The 16,957-nt window shown below is 44.2% G+C and carries 14 protein-coding genes; 3 read left to right on the top strand and 11 right to left on the bottom strand.

The window, feature by feature from the left end:
• Nucleotides 1-82: 82 nt before the first annotated feature.
• Both acs and CSV79_RS08400 read right to left on the bottom strand, forming a co-directional pair.
• Nucleotides 83-2,050, bottom strand: a complete 1,968-nt coding sequence (acs, locus tag CSV79_RS08395; protein WP_099688600.1) for an acetate--CoA ligase — start codon at nucleotides 2,048-2,050, stop codon at nucleotides 83-85.
• 42 nt (nucleotides 2,051-2,092) lie between these two features.
• Nucleotides 2,093-3,232, bottom strand: a complete 1,140-nt coding sequence (locus CSV79_RS08400; RefSeq protein ID WP_099688601.1) for an acyl-CoA dehydrogenase — start codon at nucleotides 3,230-3,232, stop codon at nucleotides 2,093-2,095.
• A 239-nt stretch (nucleotides 3,233-3,471) separates the two neighbouring features.
• On the opposite strand from CSV79_RS08400, the gene CSV79_RS08405 reads away from it, so the two are divergent.
• The gene (locus CSV79_RS08405; protein ID WP_099688602.1) at nucleotides 3,472-5,280 is read left to right on the top strand and encodes a helix-turn-helix domain-containing protein; all 1,809 of its coding nucleotides are present in this window, start codon (nucleotides 3,472-3,474) and stop codon (nucleotides 5,278-5,280) included.
• A gap of 486 nt (nucleotides 5,281-5,766) precedes the next feature.
• Here CSV79_RS08405 and CSV79_RS08410 read toward each other — a convergent pair whose 3' ends face one another.
• Together CSV79_RS08410 and CSV79_RS08415 are read right to left on the bottom strand one after the other, a co-directional pair.
• On the bottom strand, nucleotides 5,767-6,180 hold the full coding sequence (locus CSV79_RS08410) for a pyridoxamine 5'-phosphate oxidase family protein (RefSeq protein WP_099688603.1): 414 nt from the start codon (nucleotides 6,178-6,180) through the stop codon (nucleotides 5,767-5,769).
• A 66-nt stretch (nucleotides 6,181-6,246) separates the two neighbouring features.
• On the bottom strand, nucleotides 6,247-6,999 hold the full coding sequence (locus CSV79_RS08415) for a DUF2087 domain-containing protein (protein ID WP_099688604.1): 753 nt from the start codon (nucleotides 6,997-6,999) through the stop codon (nucleotides 6,247-6,249).
• Between the two features lie 263 nt (nucleotides 7,000-7,262).
• Here CSV79_RS08415 and CSV79_RS08420 point away from each other — a divergent pair, with 263 nt between their 5' ends.
• On the top strand, nucleotides 7,263-8,042 hold the full coding sequence (locus CSV79_RS08420; protein ID WP_099688605.1) for an NRDE family protein: 780 nt from the start codon (nucleotides 7,263-7,265) through the stop codon (nucleotides 8,040-8,042).
• 69 nt (nucleotides 8,043-8,111) lie between these two features.
• Here CSV79_RS08420 and CSV79_RS08425 read toward each other — a convergent pair whose 3' ends face one another.
• The 5 genes from CSV79_RS08425 to CSV79_RS08445 all read right to left on the bottom strand — a co-directional run bounded on the left by CSV79_RS08425 (nucleotide 8,112) and on the right by CSV79_RS08445 (nucleotide 13,663).
• Complete coding sequence (locus CSV79_RS08425; RefSeq protein ID WP_099688606.1) at nucleotides 8,112-8,570, bottom strand: helix-turn-helix transcriptional regulator; 459 nt, start codon at nucleotides 8,568-8,570, stop codon at nucleotides 8,112-8,114.
• A gap of 194 nt (nucleotides 8,571-8,764) precedes the next feature.
• Nucleotides 8,765-10,222, bottom strand: coding sequence for a carbon starvation CstA family protein (locus CSV79_RS08430; RefSeq protein ID WP_099688607.1), 1,458 nt, complete (start codon nucleotides 10,220-10,222; stop codon nucleotides 8,765-8,767).
• Nucleotides 10,223-10,353: 131 nt separating this feature from the next.
• The gene (locus CSV79_RS08435) at nucleotides 10,354-11,079 is read right to left on the bottom strand and encodes a LytR/AlgR family response regulator transcription factor (RefSeq protein ID WP_099688608.1); all 726 of its coding nucleotides are present in this window, start codon (nucleotides 11,077-11,079) and stop codon (nucleotides 10,354-10,356) included.
• Entirely contained in the window at nucleotides 11,072-12,796 is a 1,725-nt protein-coding gene (locus tag CSV79_RS08440; protein ID WP_099688609.1) for a sensor histidine kinase, read from the bottom strand. Before CSV79_RS08440 ends, CSV79_RS08435 begins: the two co-directional genes overlap by 8 nt.
• Nucleotides 12,797-12,832: 36 nt before the next feature.
• Nucleotides 12,833-13,663, bottom strand: a complete 831-nt coding sequence (locus tag CSV79_RS08445; protein ID WP_099688610.1) for a squalene/phytoene synthase family protein — start codon at nucleotides 13,661-13,663, stop codon at nucleotides 12,833-12,835.
• A gap of 427 nt (nucleotides 13,664-14,090) precedes the next feature.
• On the opposite strand from CSV79_RS08445, the gene CSV79_RS08450 reads away from it, so the two are divergent.
• Nucleotides 14,091-14,759 carry a hypothetical protein gene (locus CSV79_RS08450; protein WP_099688611.1) on the top strand — a complete coding sequence of 223 codons (669 nt, stop codon included), beginning with the start codon at nucleotides 14,091-14,093 and terminating at the stop codon, nucleotides 14,757-14,759.
• A gap of 258 nt (nucleotides 14,760-15,017) precedes the next feature.
• Here the strand turns inward: CSV79_RS08450 and CSV79_RS08455 are convergent, their stop codons facing one another.
• Together CSV79_RS08455 and CSV79_RS08460 are read right to left on the bottom strand one after the other, a co-directional pair.
• The gene (locus CSV79_RS08455) at nucleotides 15,018-15,593 is read right to left on the bottom strand and encodes a uracil-DNA glycosylase (protein WP_099688612.1); all 576 of its coding nucleotides are present in this window, start codon (nucleotides 15,591-15,593) and stop codon (nucleotides 15,018-15,020) included.
• A gap of 83 nt (nucleotides 15,594-15,676) precedes the next feature.
• Nucleotides 15,677-16,834 carry an Rpn family recombination-promoting nuclease/putative transposase gene (locus CSV79_RS08460; protein WP_099688613.1) on the bottom strand — a complete coding sequence of 386 codons (1,158 nt, stop codon included), beginning with the start codon at nucleotides 16,832-16,834 and terminating at the stop codon, nucleotides 15,677-15,679.
• Nucleotides 16,835-16,957: the final 123 nt, after the last annotated feature.

A 16,957-nucleotide genomic window follows, 5' to 3' on the forward strand; every position in this document is an offset into this window, starting at 1 on the left:
TATCATGTAATCAAGCTTTCGTTTGTGCTTCAAGTTAGGAAAAAAGGAGGCCGGCCGCAAAAAGACCGGCTCCGCTGTTCATTTATTTGCCCACAGTTTTCGCTTCCACGGCGCTCTGAAGTTCCGCAACTGTCGACGGATCTTCAAGCCCCGTCACATCGCCCGCAACACTGCCTGTCGTAACGATTTCTTTAATCAAGCGGCGCATAATTTTTCCGCTCACCGTTTTCGGCAGAGAGTCGGTTATGACAATTTCTTTCGGCTGGGCAATTTTTCCGATCTGGCGGATGATGTTTTCTTTAATCCGCTCTGCGACTTCCTGCCCGTCTGCTACATTTTCAGAAAGGCGGACGAAAACGAAAGGCACTTCTCCTTTAATTTCATCCGGCACGCCAATGACCGCACATTCCGCTACGCCTGCACATTCGAGTACGGCGCTTTCCATTTCCATCGTGCTCAAACGGTGGCCTGCGACGTTGATTGCATCGTCGGAACGGCCTACTACCCAAATATATCCATCTTCATCGACCAGCGCGAGATCGCTTGCGTAGTAGCTGCCGCCGACTTGGCTGTAGTATGAACCATAGTAACGTTCCGGCTCTCTCCAAATCGTCCGGCACAGCATCGGGAACGGCTGTTTTATGATCAAGTTGCCGAGCTGCCCGGCTTTCACGGATTCGCCGGCTTCATTGACGACATCGAACACAGCGCCTAAAAACGGCGTGCCGGAAGAGCCCGGTTTCATCGGTGTCAGCCATGCTGCTCCTGCAATCGGCGAGCCGGCTGTTTCGGTCTGCCCCCAAGTGTTGTTAATATAGACTTTTTTCTTGCCGAGCACTTCATATGTCCAGTGCCACGTCTCCGCATCGAACGGCTCGCCGACGAGTGCGATTACGTCAAGGCATGATAAGTCAAACTGCTCGATCGGCTTCTGTCCCATGCTTTTCAACATGCGCAGCGCTGTCGGAGCGGTAAATAATTTATTGACACGGTATTTTTCAATGATTTGATAAAAACGTGTCTTCTCGGGATAATCGATCGCCCCTTCGTAAACGACTGTCGTGACGCCGTTCGCAAGAGATCCGACGATGCCCCAAATATGCATCGTCAGCCAGCCGATATCCGCCGTGCACCAAAATACGTCGTCATCGCGATGGTCGAGATGGTATTTTGCGTAGACATAGTTCTGCACGACGAATGCCGTCCCTGAATGCACGATTCCTTTTGGCTTGCCCGTCGTCCCGCTCGTATAGAAAACGATGCCGCTTTCATTCGCTTCAAGGCGCTCCGGTTCGCAATGGATGCTCGCTTTTTCCGTCAGCTCATGCCACCAATAATCGCGGCCTTCCTGCATATCAATATCAATACCCATGCGATTGACGACTATGACCGCTTCAACTGACGAAGTAGATGACGCCACTTGATCGACTTTTTCTTTCAAGCGGATTTCTTTGCCGCGGCGCACTGTCGCATCCGCTGTGACGATGACTTTCGGTTCAAAGCTAGCCAGCCGGTCGGACAAAGAATGCTCCGAATAGCCGGAAAAGACTGCGTTGTAAATCGCCCCAACACGGAAACACGCGAGCACCGCTATGACCGCTTCCGCCAAGTTCGGCAGATAAATTGCGACACAATCGCCTTTTTTCACACCGAATGAACGAAGCACATTGGAAAAACGGTTCACTTCCGCAAGAAGCATAGAATACGTGTAAAACTTCGAATCGCCGTTCTCGCTTTCCCAAATGAGCGCTGTCCGGTTACCGGCACCGTTATGTATATGCCGGTCGAGTAAATTGATACTTGGATTCGTAATGCCGTCAACGAAAAACTTGAAATCAGGGAGCGTGCCGCTGATTGTCTCTGTCCACGGTTCATACCATTCGAGCTCACGGGCCTGCTGATCCCAAAATGCAGCCGGATCTTCCTGAGACTGCCGGAGAAGTTCTTGGAAAACTTCTGCGCTTCCGATCGAAGTCGAGCGCGCCTTTTCTTCACTAGGATAAATAAGTTTACTATTCGCCGCTACTTGTAAAACTCGTTCAATATCCATTCAATCGCCCCTTTGTCAATTCATTGAAGACCCTTTCAAAAATCAGCAGCCGATCTGTTTCGCAATGACCATCCGCTGGACTTCGGACGTGCCTTCGCCGATTTCCAAAAGTTTCGCATCGCGGAAGAAACGCTCGACTTGGTATTCTTTAATATAGCCGTAGCCACCGTGAATCTGCACTGCTTGATCGCAGACACGCATGCACATTTCAGAAGCGAATAATTTCGCAAACGCCGCTTCTTTTTTGAATGGGCGGTCTTGATCTTTCAGCCACGCTGCTTTATACACCATATTGCGTGCCAGTTCGATATTCATCGCCATATCCGCGAGTTTGAACTGAATCGCCTGGAAGTTCGAAATGCTTCTGCCGAACTGCTTTCGCTCTTGCGCGTAATTCAGCGCCTTCTCGTACGCACCCTGCGCTACGCCGACAGCCATCGCGCCGATGCCGATCCGTCCACCGTCAAGCGTCGCTAAAAACTGTTTGTAACCGCTTCCAATTTCGCCGAGGAGATTTTCTTGTGGCACACGGACGTTTTCCAAAATCAATTCCGTCGTGTTAGAAGAATGAAGTCCCATTTTTTCATAGTTTGCGATGACCGTAAATCCTGGTGCATCAGTAGGCACGATAAATGCGCTGATGCCGTTCGTTCCTTTCGATCGATCTGTAATCGCCGTCACAGCAAGATGTTTCGCATAGCTCGCATTCGTAATGAAACATTTCGAACCGTTAATGACCCACTCATCGCCTTCAAGAACAGCTGTCGTTTCTGTACCTCCCGCATCCGATCCTGCATTCGGCTCCGTCAATCCAAACGCCCCGAACGATTCGCCCGTACAAATCGGCGTCAAATATTTCTCTTTTTGCTCCGGTGTGCCGAATAAATGAAGCGGCGCTCCGCCAAGAGAAATATGCGCAGAATACGTGATGCCTGTCGATGCGCAGACACGGCTCAATTCTTCCGTGACGATCGCAAAACTCGTCGTATCCGCTCCGCTACCGCCGTACTCTTCCGGGAAAGGCAGCCCCATCAAGCCAAGCACCGAAAACTTTTCAAAAATCTCTTTCGGGAATTCCCCTGTACGATCACGCTCATCCGCACCCGGCGCCACTTCCGCTTCCGCAAACTCGCGAACTAGCTTGCGCACCATTTGTTGTTCATCCGTCAAATCAAAATTCATATCCAATACCCTCCATTCCTCTTTTACATTCCGTCATTGCCGTAAATCGTTCTGCCAACACTCAAATTGCAAACGCCTTCATTTATCGATGTACTTTCAAACGACCCACTTTCATTTTATTTCCAACTCACCTATAATGATAAACAATATAAAAATTCAATTCTATGTGTAATTTTCCGAAAGAATTTGTGTGTTTTACACAAAAAATACAAAATACTATAGAGTTAGGATGATAGATTATGCAAGACACGTTAACTCGCAGGCAGCTCAAATCTCTTGTACATGTTTCCACCGTCATTAACTCTTCGTTAGATATCGAAACGATTTTCGATTTGATTATAGGTGAAGCAATTTCCGCAGTAGACGCAGCAGGAGGCGGTTCGATTTGGGTTTTCGACCAGCAGAAACAGCGCCTGGTGGCCAAATCCGCGCATGGCTTGTTTTATCCGCAAATCTTTAAATCGATTGAATTAAGCAGCGGCGAATCTATGACGGGCATGACGTTTCAAGCGGAAAAAGGGTTAGTGTTTAAAAACGAAGAAGAAATCAAACAGGCGCTCGATACACTCACTCCTTGCAACCGGACGCTGCTCGACGAATCAATTTCTAATAGTTTCCATTTCACTTCGGTCATTTCATCTCCGATTTTATTGAAAGGAACGTGCATCGGTGTCATTACGCTTGATTCATTCGATAAATCGCTTCATTTCAAAAAAGAGGATATGCAACTGTTAGAGGCGATCGCGCAGCAAGCCGCCATCGCGCTGGAAAAATCGAATATTTATGATAAAGAGAAAAAGACCGTCCAACTGTTGTCCCGCTCGATTGAAACGCAGCGCAACATCGCCAATCTCGTCGTCAACGGTGAAGGAATCCAGTCCATTATCAATTATATTTACAAAACGATCGGTGGGCATATTTTCTTATTCGATGAATTTGACGAACTGACCGCTTCTGCCTGCCGCGCGCCTGTTTCAGAAGAGATGAAAAGCGAACTGCTATGCTTTGCGAAACAGAACGACCAGTCGCTCAACAGCACGTACAGCATCTCTGAAATCACACTAGGCCTCGAAAACTATCAATTCATCGCGCTGTCGCTGCAATCGAAAAAGAAGCCGCTCGGCACGCTCATTATCATCTCAAAAGACCCAATCGAGGAAGCCGGTATCAACGTTCTTGAACACATCTGCACGGTTATCACGCTCAAGCTCGTCAAAAAACTAGCTGTCTACGAAACACAGCAGCGTCTCCAGGGCGAATTCGTGACAAAAATTTTATCCGGTCAGGCAATCGATGAAACATTAATGAAGCAGGCAAAAGATCTACAATTCGACTTGAACCGTAACTACATCGCCGTCAGCGTCAGTGTCGAAAACAAAGACAACTTGCAGCGCGGAGCTATCAGCGAAAACGTCATCAACAACCTGCTCCATATGACGAATAAAAACTTTCTGGGAAAGAACTCACAAGGCGCTGCGCTCATCGACCAAAACAAGCTTGCCGCCTTATTCTCCTACCCTACCAAACTGCAGGCAGCAAACCCGGCAGGCAGCATTAAACAACTCGCCTTGCACTTGCAGCAGGAAATCGAAAAAACATACAGTGAACTCGACATCACCATCGGCATCGGCAGAATGAAACCAAACCTTGCCGCCGCTCACGAATCGTTCAAAGAAGCTGAAAAATGCATCACATTCATGAAAAACTACCATTTCGAAGAACGTGCCCTGTCCTACACAGACCTCGGCATCCAGCGCTTCATCTTACGGAATTCAGAAGAAGAGCTGCTCGATTTCGTCCATGAAGTCATCGGCCCGCTCATTCAATACGAACAAGCCCGAAAAGGGGACTTGCTGCAAACACTACTTACCTATTTTCGTCAAAACCAAAACATCAAACGAACCGCCCTCGCCCTTCACGTCCACACAAACACGCTGAACTACCGCCTGAAACGGATTGAAGAAATTCTTTCAACCGATCTGACAGATGGCCAGCAATTATTTAACATTCAGCTGGCAGGGGATATTTACCACTGTATTAAACGGTGACACGGGGATAGGCTCCTTGTCACCGTTTTCATCCAAATAGCTGAAGTTCTTGTGCAACTTGCTTTATAGAGTACACACACTCGGCAACATCACCCTCGTAAAATTTTCTCCCGATTATTGTTTGATAAATCTCAGGCGTGCTAATCGCTCCAATCCGATATTTGCCTTGTCGAATAATGGTCTTTATAAATATTGAAATTCAGCTCTACTGTAATCAAGTCGTTTAGCGGCCTGATCCACTTTTTTCACTACAATGTTTCTTACACCCCTCTCTATATTTTATTTTCAATAAATAATAAACGCACTTAACCTAACAATCGCTAAATAAATGCGTTTAATTTATCATTACTACGCTTGGCCACTTTTAAGCCCCGGAAAACACGATAATGAATCGAAGCGGCATACCCTTGACTCTCCGCCCTTTTCTTACAAACTAAAAACAGCCAAACAAAATCGTTTGGCTGTTCCTATTTAATATATCCGCGATTACAATGAAATGTCCTGTGGCGGTTGCCCTGTTTTATTCATCAACCGAATCGCCTGTGGTTCAATCTTCAAAATAACTAAGTTCGGATCTTCTGGACCGTCGAACCAATGCTTCATCTGATCATTCCATATCTTCTTTTTCAACCCTTCATCCGAAGAAATGGAAACGCTGCCTGAATACTCAACAAATGCATCGCCGAATCCTTCGCCCTCATATCCAAGTAGAATATGCGTGTGCGGATTGTCTTTTAATTCATCGACCTTTTCCGTCTTTTTATTAGTCGCCGTATACAACGTCAAGCCATCATTCATAAATGTCATGTAGCGGCTATACGGTTTATTATTGTCCACCGTCGCCATCGTTCCTACCATACTTTCATCCAAGATTTTCTGTACAGTTTCTTTTGCAGACATAAAAGTTCCGCTCCTTTCGCGATTACTCTTACTCTTCCCAACTGCTCATTTTCTAAACATGACGAATCACTTCAACCAATATTGACTACCGTCGCGCGTATGACCGACTAAGGCATACTCAATTAACGACTTTTTCACTAAATCGACGTCTGCATAAACCGTTTGTAGAAGCTGTTCGATTTCCCGTTCGCTATACGTAATCTCGCCATTTAATCGTTTGGCAATTTCCTGCATGACGATCAATCGTTGTTTCTCTGTTGCCGGAAATTCATTCAACGGTCCCGCCACGCCGTCCGGAAAAAAGCGTTGTATAATTTCACGTTTCTCATTTTCTTCTAGACCCGATTCATCATGCAATAACTGGGCGGCTTTTTGAGGCGTTAAAAATGCCGACGTTTGCTCGTCTCGCTTCTTAATCAATTCCATCATAGCTAAAAACGTCTTCGCCTGACGTTCTTTTTCCTTCAACGCAAATCGATGATGTCGAACCGTCACCGCGCTGCCGATTTCTAACTCCTCTTGAATTTCCTTATCCGTTTTCCCTTGATAAAAGAGCCGCAGTAAATCTCCTTGGTGATCCGTCAGCCCCGTTAACTTCTTATCCAAATCAATCAAATAAGAAAATACGGATTGATGCGTATGCTCAATATGGACCCGCACAAACCGCTCCGCTTCATATAAAGCATTTTCATACGGATAAATAATTCCTTTTTCAATCGCTTTGTCGCATAATAAGCAACGATACGAATCTTTTTCTTCTATATACCCTTGCTTTAACTCATCCAAAGTAGCTTCCCAAAACCGTTCCGGAGTCTCCATGTTTACACATCCTATGTATAGTGTAGGTACTTATAAACAAAATATACTTTCGTTTGTTTGTTATCTACTATGATACCCCGTATATTTTGAATCTTCAATAGAGAAACAAACAAAGGGTTAATTTGTTTAATTAAAGACAAACAAGACGATGAATTGTTTATACTTATAGTTAGCAATCCGTATGAAACTCCAACACGCTGTACTCGCCTAACGATAAACCGCATGATACACTAGTGAAAATACATAGAAACGAGGCGCTCACGATGTGCTTACTAGCCTTTGAATTACAAAACCACCCAAACTATAAGCTCGTCCTTATGGCGAATCGGGACGAAGAATACAAACGCCCGACAGCTCCTGCTGCCTTCTGGTCTGACGATCCTACTATTCTAGCCGGACGCGACCTGGAACAACTAGGCACATGGCTCGGCATCAACAAACAAGGGAAAATTGCCGCGCTAACCAATTACAGAGACTTCACGCTACCGATTAAAGGTGAAAAATCACGCGGACATATTGTCTCTTCATTCCTACAATCAGACATCGCACCGCAAACCTTTATGGAAGAGTTACACGCCAACCAAGCGCAGTACACAGGTTTTAACGTACTCGCAGGATCGAGCGAGGAGCTATTCTATTACTCCAATCTCGAACAATCGATCAAACAAGTCACACCAGGAATACACGGACTGTGCAACGCCTTACTCGACACGCCATGGCCCAAAGTCGAAAAGTCCAAGACACTTTTACGCGCGTATATGAAACAAACAGAAACCGTCGATCCAGAAGTGTTATTTAGTTTCATGCAGCGCGCAGAAACATTTCCCGCAGAGCAACTACCAGATACTGGCGTCGGCAGTGAATTGGAGAGTTTACTGTCTTCTATATTCATCGCTTCAGAGGAATACGGCACACGTTGCACAACCGTTGTTACGATCGACAAAAACAACGATGTGTATTTTGAAGAGCGGACATTCAAGAACGGTATCTTCGCAAGCGCACAGAAATACGTATTTACGATCGAAAAACCAGCTAACTCCTAAAAAGAGTAGCTGGTTTTATTTGGTTTAAAACAGGTTTAAAGCCAAAAAACACAAACTATTTTCAAATAACTACATCATTATATCCATATACTTCTTAAATTCTAGCAAGGCTTTTTCTTTATCCGCAGTACTAAATAACCGCTGATTCCCTTCACCAACAATGCGATAATGTCCGCCAGCTGTGTGTTGCTGCAACTTATAGTGTTGCCATTGCCCCACATCTGTCCACCATGTAACCGCGCCACCCACAAGCATACGCCCGGAATGAATCTCAGGATGCACGGCCATCTCGACTAACTCAATCGGATCATCTCCCATAACCGAACGCAATAACGCACTTTCGCGATATATCGCACAAATCGCCACCGTAACTGTCCAACTCAACTCTTGGCGCCCTTTTTCCAACTGCACCAACGTCTTTTTCGACACACCTATACTATCCGCCATCTGATCTTGCGTATAGTTCATTTCGGTGCGGATTAACTTTAAGCGCGGAAGCACTAAATCAGTGATCTGTTGTTTATTCACTCATATACCACCCTTGCCCTAAAGTTGTATTATTACACTTTTATTGTATTAAGTTTATATTATGAACTAAAGTAATTTTTAAAGGATTACGAAATGAATCCTATGCTATACATAGTCTACCATAAATCTACAGTAAAAATCGACAAAAATCCCGTTGAACGATTACACGCTCAACGGGTTAGTCATATTGCTATTTAGATTGTACGAGTAGAATCCCATCCGGTAATATCTTCTTCCAATGGAATCTGTGCAGCACGAGCTTTCACTGCGGCGAAGAAGAATAATGTCACTAAGAAAATCGAGATCACGGTTGCGCCGATATAGGATACATTCATTGGTAAACCAAATCCAATCGCGGCATTCAATATATATGTTGTCGTAGCCATCAGCATGAATGTTCCAGGAATGAGAGCCACCCAGTAATTTTTGCCTGCAATGAATAGATACATTGCACCTACGAATAACGCAATGACAGCTGTTGATTGGTTCGCCCAAGAGAAGTATCTCCATAGCATGTTGAAGTCTACTTGTGTCAACGCAATCGAAATAGCGAACATCGGAAGGGCAATCCATAAACGACTTAAAACTTTCGCTTGTGGATACTTGATGTAATCCGCGATAATCATCCGCGCACTTCGGAATGCCGTGTCGCCAGATGTGATAGGTAGAATGATAACACCTAAAACTGCTAACGTTCCACCAACAGCACCTAGCATCAATGTAGACGCTTCGCTAACGATCAATGCCGGACCACCCGCAGCAAGTAATTCATTCAAACCGACTGGACCATTGAATAACGCCATACCAGCAGCTGCCCAAATCATCGCAACAATCGCTTCTGCAATCATCATGCCGTAGAAGATTTTGCGTCCTTGGTTTTCTTTCTGTGTCGTCCGAGAAATAATCGGTGACTGTGTCGCATGGAAGCCTGATAATGCACCACATGAAATCGTTAAAAATAATAGTGGGAAAATAGGTAATTTATCAGGATGTAGATTCGCAAACGTTAATTCAGGAATCGGTGCACCTGTAACTACCATCATGCCGCCAACTCCAAGCGCACTAATAATAAGCAATGCACCGAAGATTGGGTAGAAGCGTCCGATAATCTTATCAATCGGCAGCAACGTCGCTAAAATATAATAGATGAAAATAAGAGCTATAATAATACCCATCGCCATCCAGCCGTTCATTAAGTTGTACAGAAGGCCAGCTGGAGCGGACACGAATACCGTACCGACTAAGACTAATAAAAGAAGGGCAAACGCATTGACGATATGCTTCATCACTTTCCCTAGAAACTTTCCTGCGAGTTCCGGTAAATGTGCACCGCGGTTTCGGATGGAGATCATGCCCGTTAAATAGTCATGTACCGCACCTGCGAAGATCGCGCCAATGACGATCCAAATGAAAGCGACTGGACCATATAACGCACCCATAATCGGTCCAAAGATTGGTCCGACACCCGCGATATTCAGTAGCTGGATCAATGAGTTTTTACTTGTGCTCATCGGCACGTAATCTACTCCGTCGCCGCTTGTATAGGCCGGAGTCGCACGTTGTTCTTTCACACCGAACATTTTTTCAATATACTTGCCATACGTAAAATATCCTACGACTAATAAAACGATAGAAAATAAAAATGTAATCACAGCTTATTCCCCCCTTAAAATGATAACGCTTGCACTCATTATAAGGGAATAACTCGTTCGCTATGAGGTTTTCCCGCAACATGTCAAAATAGCAGAGTAAGATGCACTGCTAGACTGCTAACATGCAGCGGTCAACCTTCCAAACGGTGCCGCAATTCTTTGACATAGTTTCTACTGACTGGAAGCGGTTCTGAACGATTGAGTAGTTCGAGCTGATAGGCTCCGTTAAACCAAGGGGTTAAGCGGATAATATAGGCTAAGTTTACTAAAATACTTTTATGAATACGGAAAAATGAAAACGAAGTAAGTTTGCTTTCAAGTTCCTTTAACGTCATTCTCGTCTCGTACTCTCGCGTAAGGGATACAATTTTCGTCCATTTTTCCTCCCGATGAACAAATAAAATATCTTGTATCGGCACATAATGGATTTCTCCTTCTGTCTCCACCGGCAAGCGATCGATGCGCATCGGTTTTGTTTCGGTCGGCTGCAGTAGCGTACCTATGCGGGCAATCGTTTGACGCAATTGCTCTTCATCATACGGTTTGAGTAGATAATCCGTCGCGTGAATGCGAAAGGCTTCTGCCGCGAATTGTGGATACGCTGTCGCAAAAACGATAAACGGTACATTCTTTAGCGCACCGAGCGACTTTGCGACTTCCATGCCATCCACTTTCGGCATCTCAATATCAAGAAACACGACATCCGGCTGTAGCTGAATCGCTTTAACAATCGCAGCTTCACCAGAGTCCGCTTCTCCGATAATCTTCACCTCGTTAAATTGGCCTAATAAATAGATCAACTCTTCCCGTGCATAACGCTCGTCATCTACGACTAACGCACGAATCATTTCACTCATCATTCATAACCTCCGACTTCGGAATGTGAAACGAAATAGTCGTTCCTTCATCCGGTGCACTTTCAATCTCTATCCCCGTATCAAACGACATAATCAAGCGTCGATTGACGTTGAACAAACCTAATCCTGTCCCTTTTTCAGATACGACTTGCTCATTACCTACTAAAGGCAAGCGCTCCGAAGTAATCCCTTTCCCATTGTCCTTCACCGTAATCTCAATCGCCTGCCCACTATCTTTTATCGAAATATGGACGAGGGCATTCGTAGCTAGATCTTTAATGCCATGTGTAATCGCGTTCTCTACAATTGGTTGAAGGGTCAGTGGCGGGATTTTCTCACGCATAATCGTCGGATCCGCATCGATAGTGATCTTTAATTTATCAATGAAACGGGCTTCTTCAATCATTAAGTACGCTTCGACATGAGCGAGTTCCTGCTGCAACGTCACCATTTTCGCCGTCGTCCCTTCTAAATTTTGACGCAAGAAGTAGGACAGTGAAGATAATAGTTTACGCGCTTCATCGGGATTTGTCCGGATCAGTGAAATAATAATATTCATCGAATTAAATAAAAAATGCGGACTAATTTGTGCTTGTAACGCTTGGATTTCTGCTTCCTTCGCCAACTGATACGCACGATCTGCTTCTGCAATTTCTAATTGATTACTCAACAGTGCCGCGAGACCTGCGATCAATTCAATCGTTACATCGGTAATCGCTTGGCGTGATGGATAATACAGTTTCAACGTCCCAACCGTTTCAGACCGCGTCTTCAACGGTGCAATGACTACCGCACCAAATGAAGCGTGGTACAAATCTAACTCAAGCGCATCGGATACAACCAGTTCACCTTGCGCAATTACTTGTCGCGTAATCTCTGACTGAATAGGTCCACTGGCACGACCCGCAGGACCAATAAACGCCAGAATATCGGTTTTATTCGTCATCGCGACCGCATCTGGACGCAATTCATTGAGCAGGATTTTACATACTGCCTCCGCAGTTTCCTGTTTCATACCTGTCCGTAAATAACCAAGCGTCTGATCGGCAATACGCAATGATTTCTGCGCTTGCAGTGCTGTCGCCTTTTCTTGATCACCAATGACGTTATAGGCGATGAGCATGAACAATGCTGTACCTAACCCATTAGCAAGAATCATCGGCAAACCAATTGTCTGAACCAATGCAAGCGCTTTTGGGAATGGATCCGCAATAAATAAAATCAACAACATTTGCAGTGCTTCAGCTAGTGCACCAATTAAGAAAGCAGCGAGCGGACTCGTATGCTTGCCCTTCTTATAGAAGTAACCCGCCACAAACCCGGAAATAATCGTCGAAACCCCACAAGAAATCGCCGTGAATCCACCTAAAGACATCCGATGAATTCCCGCAATCAACCCCGCACCGATTCCTAGTCGATAGCCACCAAGTAATCCAGCAACTACGACACCAATGACGCGAGAATTCGCAATCGCTTCATCGGTAGTCAATTGCCACGACATATTTTCAAAATGAAGCGTCTGCATATCAAGCGCTACACCGAAATAGGTCCCGAAAATACCAAACAAACCGAAAAACAAAATGGCTGTGAGTTCTTGTCTACGATCTAATAAATCTTGATGAACCATGTTTTGGAAAAAGCGAAAACGAGTCAGAAGGAAAGCGACTGCCACAATCATCCCGACTCGTTCGAACATAATAATAAGCAAATCTACCATCGCAATCCTCCATCCATTCGAATATTAACTAGAGAACTACTGCCTCGCTTTATTAACGACCGCCAGCACTTCAAGTCGAGACATCTTCTCGCGTCCTTCTTTTAGCGCATCGAGTGTACCGTGTGCAAGTGCCAAAGGTATATTACAGAAATTCAGGATGGTCTTCGTCTGAATATCTTCAATATACTTATCAGCTAAAGCCAAGTTCTCTTCTGCATAACTAAACATTTCAGGCAATTTCCAATCATTCGGGAAGAAGTTTACGTCACGTACTGCGTCTTCTTTATAATTGCGCAAAATATTGACTGATTGCAAACCGCGGCCGAATCCAATCGCCAATTCTCTATCTGTTTCCGTACCATCATACCAGCGCCAAATGTCGGCTAACATGACGCCGACTAAACCTGCAACATAGTACGTGTAATCGTCGAGGTCTTCACGCGTCTCTACTACCCAACCCTTCCCTGCCCACTCCGCCATTCCTCTACCCATAATGGCAGTGGATTCTAGCACTTTGTTTGTAACAGTGCCGGGACAGAAGTCTACCCAGTCTGCTAGACGTAATGTAACTTCTGGAAGTTGGTCGCGGTACGGTGCGAATAGTTCGTCAAGTGCACCAGCGATTGGTTCTTCTGTTTGAATTTTATGTTCAAGAATATCGCTCACTTTATTGAGTAAGTCAATCACAATGGTCACATCTAGTTGTTCATGGTCTTCGATTTCGTCGATTGCGCGCATGCATAGATAGGCAGATGCGACAGCTTCTCTGACGTTTGGTTCAAGAAGTTTGATTGGAATATAGAATGTACGGCTTGTCTCTTTTAAGACTTTCATTGCTTCTTTTTGTAGTTTGGTATCGGTTTTCATTTGGGATTCCCTCCATCAATCAACACATACGTTGGTAAGTTATATAGAATGTGTTTATTATAGCATGAAGACGACTTACAAGGAAAAACGAGCTTATAACTTGGATAAATGAAAGCGCGTAAAAGTGACAAAAAGATGGGGATTGACAACTTCAAAGTATACGTTCGTCCAGAATAGGAGATGAAGCGTATCTATTTGGATAACGAGAGCTACTTTTTTGTCCTATTTCATTGCTTTAGTAAGCTTCTATCTTCATCGTTAAATTACCAGTTTTCAATGATTTTTTGAACCGTGTTGGAAGCAGATGCCTTCTTAAATAGGACGACTTTCTTTTTTTAAACCACATAAACCACAGGCCTACCAATGTGTACGTTAGCTTGAATACTATAGCTTTGAAAGACAAATAGTATTAAAGGAGAGAGATTGAATGAAAAAAGAAGTTCGCAATGAGGAAGTCCAGGAAGAAATGGGATTAGACTATATGGAAGTTGGGGTAAATCAAGTGGTTGCATGCGGTACAGTTAACAAAATCGTTCCTTTTTGTTGTGTGTCAAACGTACCAAATGGTTTTTCACTACCATCCACAATTCAGAGGCTTGATACTCGTTTGGCATATAATCAAGATGGGTTATGTGTTGATGTTGAAGAATGTACTGTTTCAACTTCAATTTGTGGAGTTTCCACTCCTATCCCCGTCTTTCAAGTTAGAGTAAGAGGATATATCCCTGTAATGTTTAACGTAGCCGTAACAACTCCATGCGGTATTGATAATGAACCTCCAGCTAACCCTCCTGGTTTACCTAGATGTACGCCGGGTGAATCAACAGGTAGTGCTTTCATCTGTTGTCATGATACAATTTTCGTTGATAATATCATTTTTTGTTCTGCTTCTGAAGATGAAGCCTATGCAGCAGCAGAAACAATCGCTTGTAATATAGCGGCAAATTGTATAACCATACGTTCGTTTAATGTACTGAAATCCTCAGTTTCTAGTTCGTTTACGTGTGGTAATGTAGGAAATACAGCTTGTACAAATAATGTCGCTCATTTTATTGGCTCGTTTGATCTTTCCAGTCTTCTTAATGTTTGCCCATAAGTTCCGAATAGGCAAATAAAAACCAAGTAAACAGGTTCCTATACTAGACAAGTTATAGAAATACCTGCGCAGGAAACTTTCGTGTCTGGATACACATTCACGATTATTTCCCACGCAGGTACTTTTACTCTTCATTCATGAAGCATTTTTCTTGGCATACCACCTGTGATTAATAGTTGATGTGAGTATGATGGATTCCATTATATAAAAAGAGCGTGCTTTCTAGGTTAGTAAGTTGCCTAGAGGATACGCTCTTTATTAGTGCATTTCACGAAACGCCTCCGCCACAAACGATAAATCCTCCTTAAACATAGCCGCTAGATTCGGCCGCCGCCTTACCGCAAGTGGATGATACGCCACAGTGGTTTGAAATCCCCTCACCTTATGCCATTCCCCGCGTAACCTCTTGACATCTACTTCAGGATTTTGAAAAAATGATTGAACCGCCACATTACCTAAACAAACGACAAGTGAAGGTTGTTGCTGTTGTAATTGCGCTTCTAGATGATGAATGCAAATCGACCGTACCTGCTCTTTATCATATGTACGAAGCGGTCGCCTTTTCAAAACATACGTCACATAAATCAACTCTTCATCCAAACCAACCGCGGATATAGCGTGTCGCAGCGTTTGCCTCGTTCCACAAACTATCCGGTTCCCTTCCCGATCTTCACGTGCACCCGGATTATCAAGAATGATCATAATCGGTGCTTTTGGATTTCCTTCCCCCCAAATCATTCGGGAACCTTGAAGGTACAGCCCACACTCTTGGCATGCTTGCTGACTTTCTGGCGTCGGATCTTCACGCCATCTTTCTGAACAACTAGAATTCATCACGTTCAGCCTCCTAGCTATTCAGTATTCCCTGCACCATTGCAAACATACTGGTAGACAATGAGATGGACATTCATTACTCGTCACGCATGATCCATGTCTGCTTGGATAGCGAGAATTACTTGCTGATCAAGTTCCATCGCTTCAGCGATCTTCTCCACTTCCACACCCATTGCTAAAAAATTACGAACGGTTTTAATTCTCTCTTCTTGAGCCATACGCTTTTCTTCTTGCACCTCACACGTCGCTTCTTGTACCTTCGAGTCTGCTTCTTGTACCTTCAAGTCTGCTTCTTGTACCTTCAAGTCTGCTTCTTGTGCCTTCAAGTCTGCTTCTTGTGCCTTCAAGTCTGCTTCTTGTGCCTTCAAGTCTGCTTCTTGTGCCTTCAAGTCTGCTTCTTGTGCCTTCAAGTCTGCTTCTTGTACCCTTAATTCTGCTTCTTTCATTCGCAATTCAGCCTCCCGCACAGCCGCCTCCTCATCTAGTACCCGCTTCAATCTAGATTCATATGCAAAAACTTCCGCCGGTGTGCCACTTAACGCTTCCCAACTTTCAAAAGCCGAACGAAGTGTTTCATCATTCATGGCGATTTCCTCCAATTCCTTAAAAATATCATCATAGACTTTCCCTTTCCGTTTATCCACAGTTCCAAGCAGTAACAACCACTTTGCCAACACATCGTCCCAAGGATTCAACTTCTCTTCTTTCCAATCACGTATCAATTTGTCCATTTCAATAAAATGAAATTCCATAATATTCGTCAACTTGAACCGTTCTTCATCTTCATATAAATGATACGTCGTATGAAACTTTTCGGTCTGATCGAACAGACCGAAATTCAAGATATTAATCGCAATGACAGGATTCAATTCCTTATAACCCATTCGATGTTTCATCGGCTTCCGATAGACATCCGCCCAATAATAAATAGAACGATTCACCATATCATATTTATTGGTAAACTGCATTTCGACATTGATCCATTCTCCTGCATCTGTCACAACTAATAAATCCAGCCGTGATTGCTTATCCTCTTCATGTTCCCCACCGGCCTCAGTCGTAGTGAACGAAATATCCTTGATCCGATTCCTACCTGTTCGCTTCAAGATTGCATTCAGAAAGACGACCGTAATTCTTTTATTGCGTTCAATTCCGAACAATTGCTTGAATGCATAATCTACTTTTAGGTCCATCAAACGTGCCAGTGGTAACCGTTTCAATACACGTGAATTAGAATCCATACGCTTCTACCTCGAATTCTGTTAATTTTATTGTATCATTTTTTTATTCCAGACGAGTGAATAACACTCGTTGTTTCCATGAGTGTAGTGGAGATGGATTCGATTCGTCAAAACAGGAAAATT

Origin of the sequence: Sporosarcina sp. P13 (assembly GCF_002743055.1) — a bacterium.
GTDB lineage: Bacteria > Bacillota > Bacilli > Bacillales_A > Planococcaceae > Sporosarcina.

What these genes read in the sequence shown, in the direction of transcription:
- CSV79_RS08435 (WP_099688608.1), bottom strand. Translation starts at nt 11,079, where the DNA reads ATGAGTGAAATGATTCGTGCGTTAGTCGTAGATGACGAGCGTTATGCA.
- CSV79_RS08450 (WP_099688611.1), top strand. Translation starts at nt 14,091, where the DNA reads ATGAAAAAAGAAGTTCGCAATGAGGAAGTCCAGGAAGAAATGGGATTA.
- CSV79_RS08440 (WP_099688609.1), bottom strand. Translation starts at nt 12,796, where the DNA reads ATGGTAGATTTGCTTATTATTATGTTCGAACGAGTCGGGATGATTGTG.
- CSV79_RS08445 (WP_099688610.1), bottom strand. Translation starts at nt 13,663, where the DNA reads ATGAAAACCGATACCAAACTACAAAAAGAAGCAATGAAAGTCTTAAAA.
- CSV79_RS08405 (WP_099688602.1), top strand. Translation starts at nt 3,472, where the DNA reads ATGCAAGACACGTTAACTCGCAGGCAGCTCAAATCTCTTGTACATGTT.
- CSV79_RS08400 (WP_099688601.1), bottom strand. Translation starts at nt 3,232, where the DNA reads ATGAATTTTGATTTGACGGATGAACAACAAATGGTGCGCAAGCTAGTT.
- acs (WP_099688600.1), bottom strand. Translation starts at nt 2,050, where the DNA reads ATGGATATTGAACGAGTTTTACAAGTAGCGGCGAATAGTAAACTTATT.
- CSV79_RS08455 (WP_099688612.1), bottom strand. Translation starts at nt 15,593, where the DNA reads ATGAATTCTAGTTGTTCAGAAAGATGGCGTGAAGATCCGACGCCAGAA.
- CSV79_RS08415 (WP_099688604.1), bottom strand. Translation starts at nt 6,999, where the DNA reads ATGGAGACTCCGGAACGGTTTTGGGAAGCTACTTTGGATGAGTTAAAG.
- CSV79_RS08420 (WP_099688605.1), top strand. Translation starts at nt 7,263, where the DNA reads ATGTGCTTACTAGCCTTTGAATTACAAAACCACCCAAACTATAAGCTC.
- CSV79_RS08410 (WP_099688603.1), bottom strand. Translation starts at nt 6,180, where the DNA reads ATGTCTGCAAAAGAAACTGTACAGAAAATCTTGGATGAAAGTATGGTA.
- CSV79_RS08460 (WP_099688613.1), bottom strand. Translation starts at nt 16,834, where the DNA reads ATGGATTCTAATTCACGTGTATTGAAACGGTTACCACTGGCACGTTTG.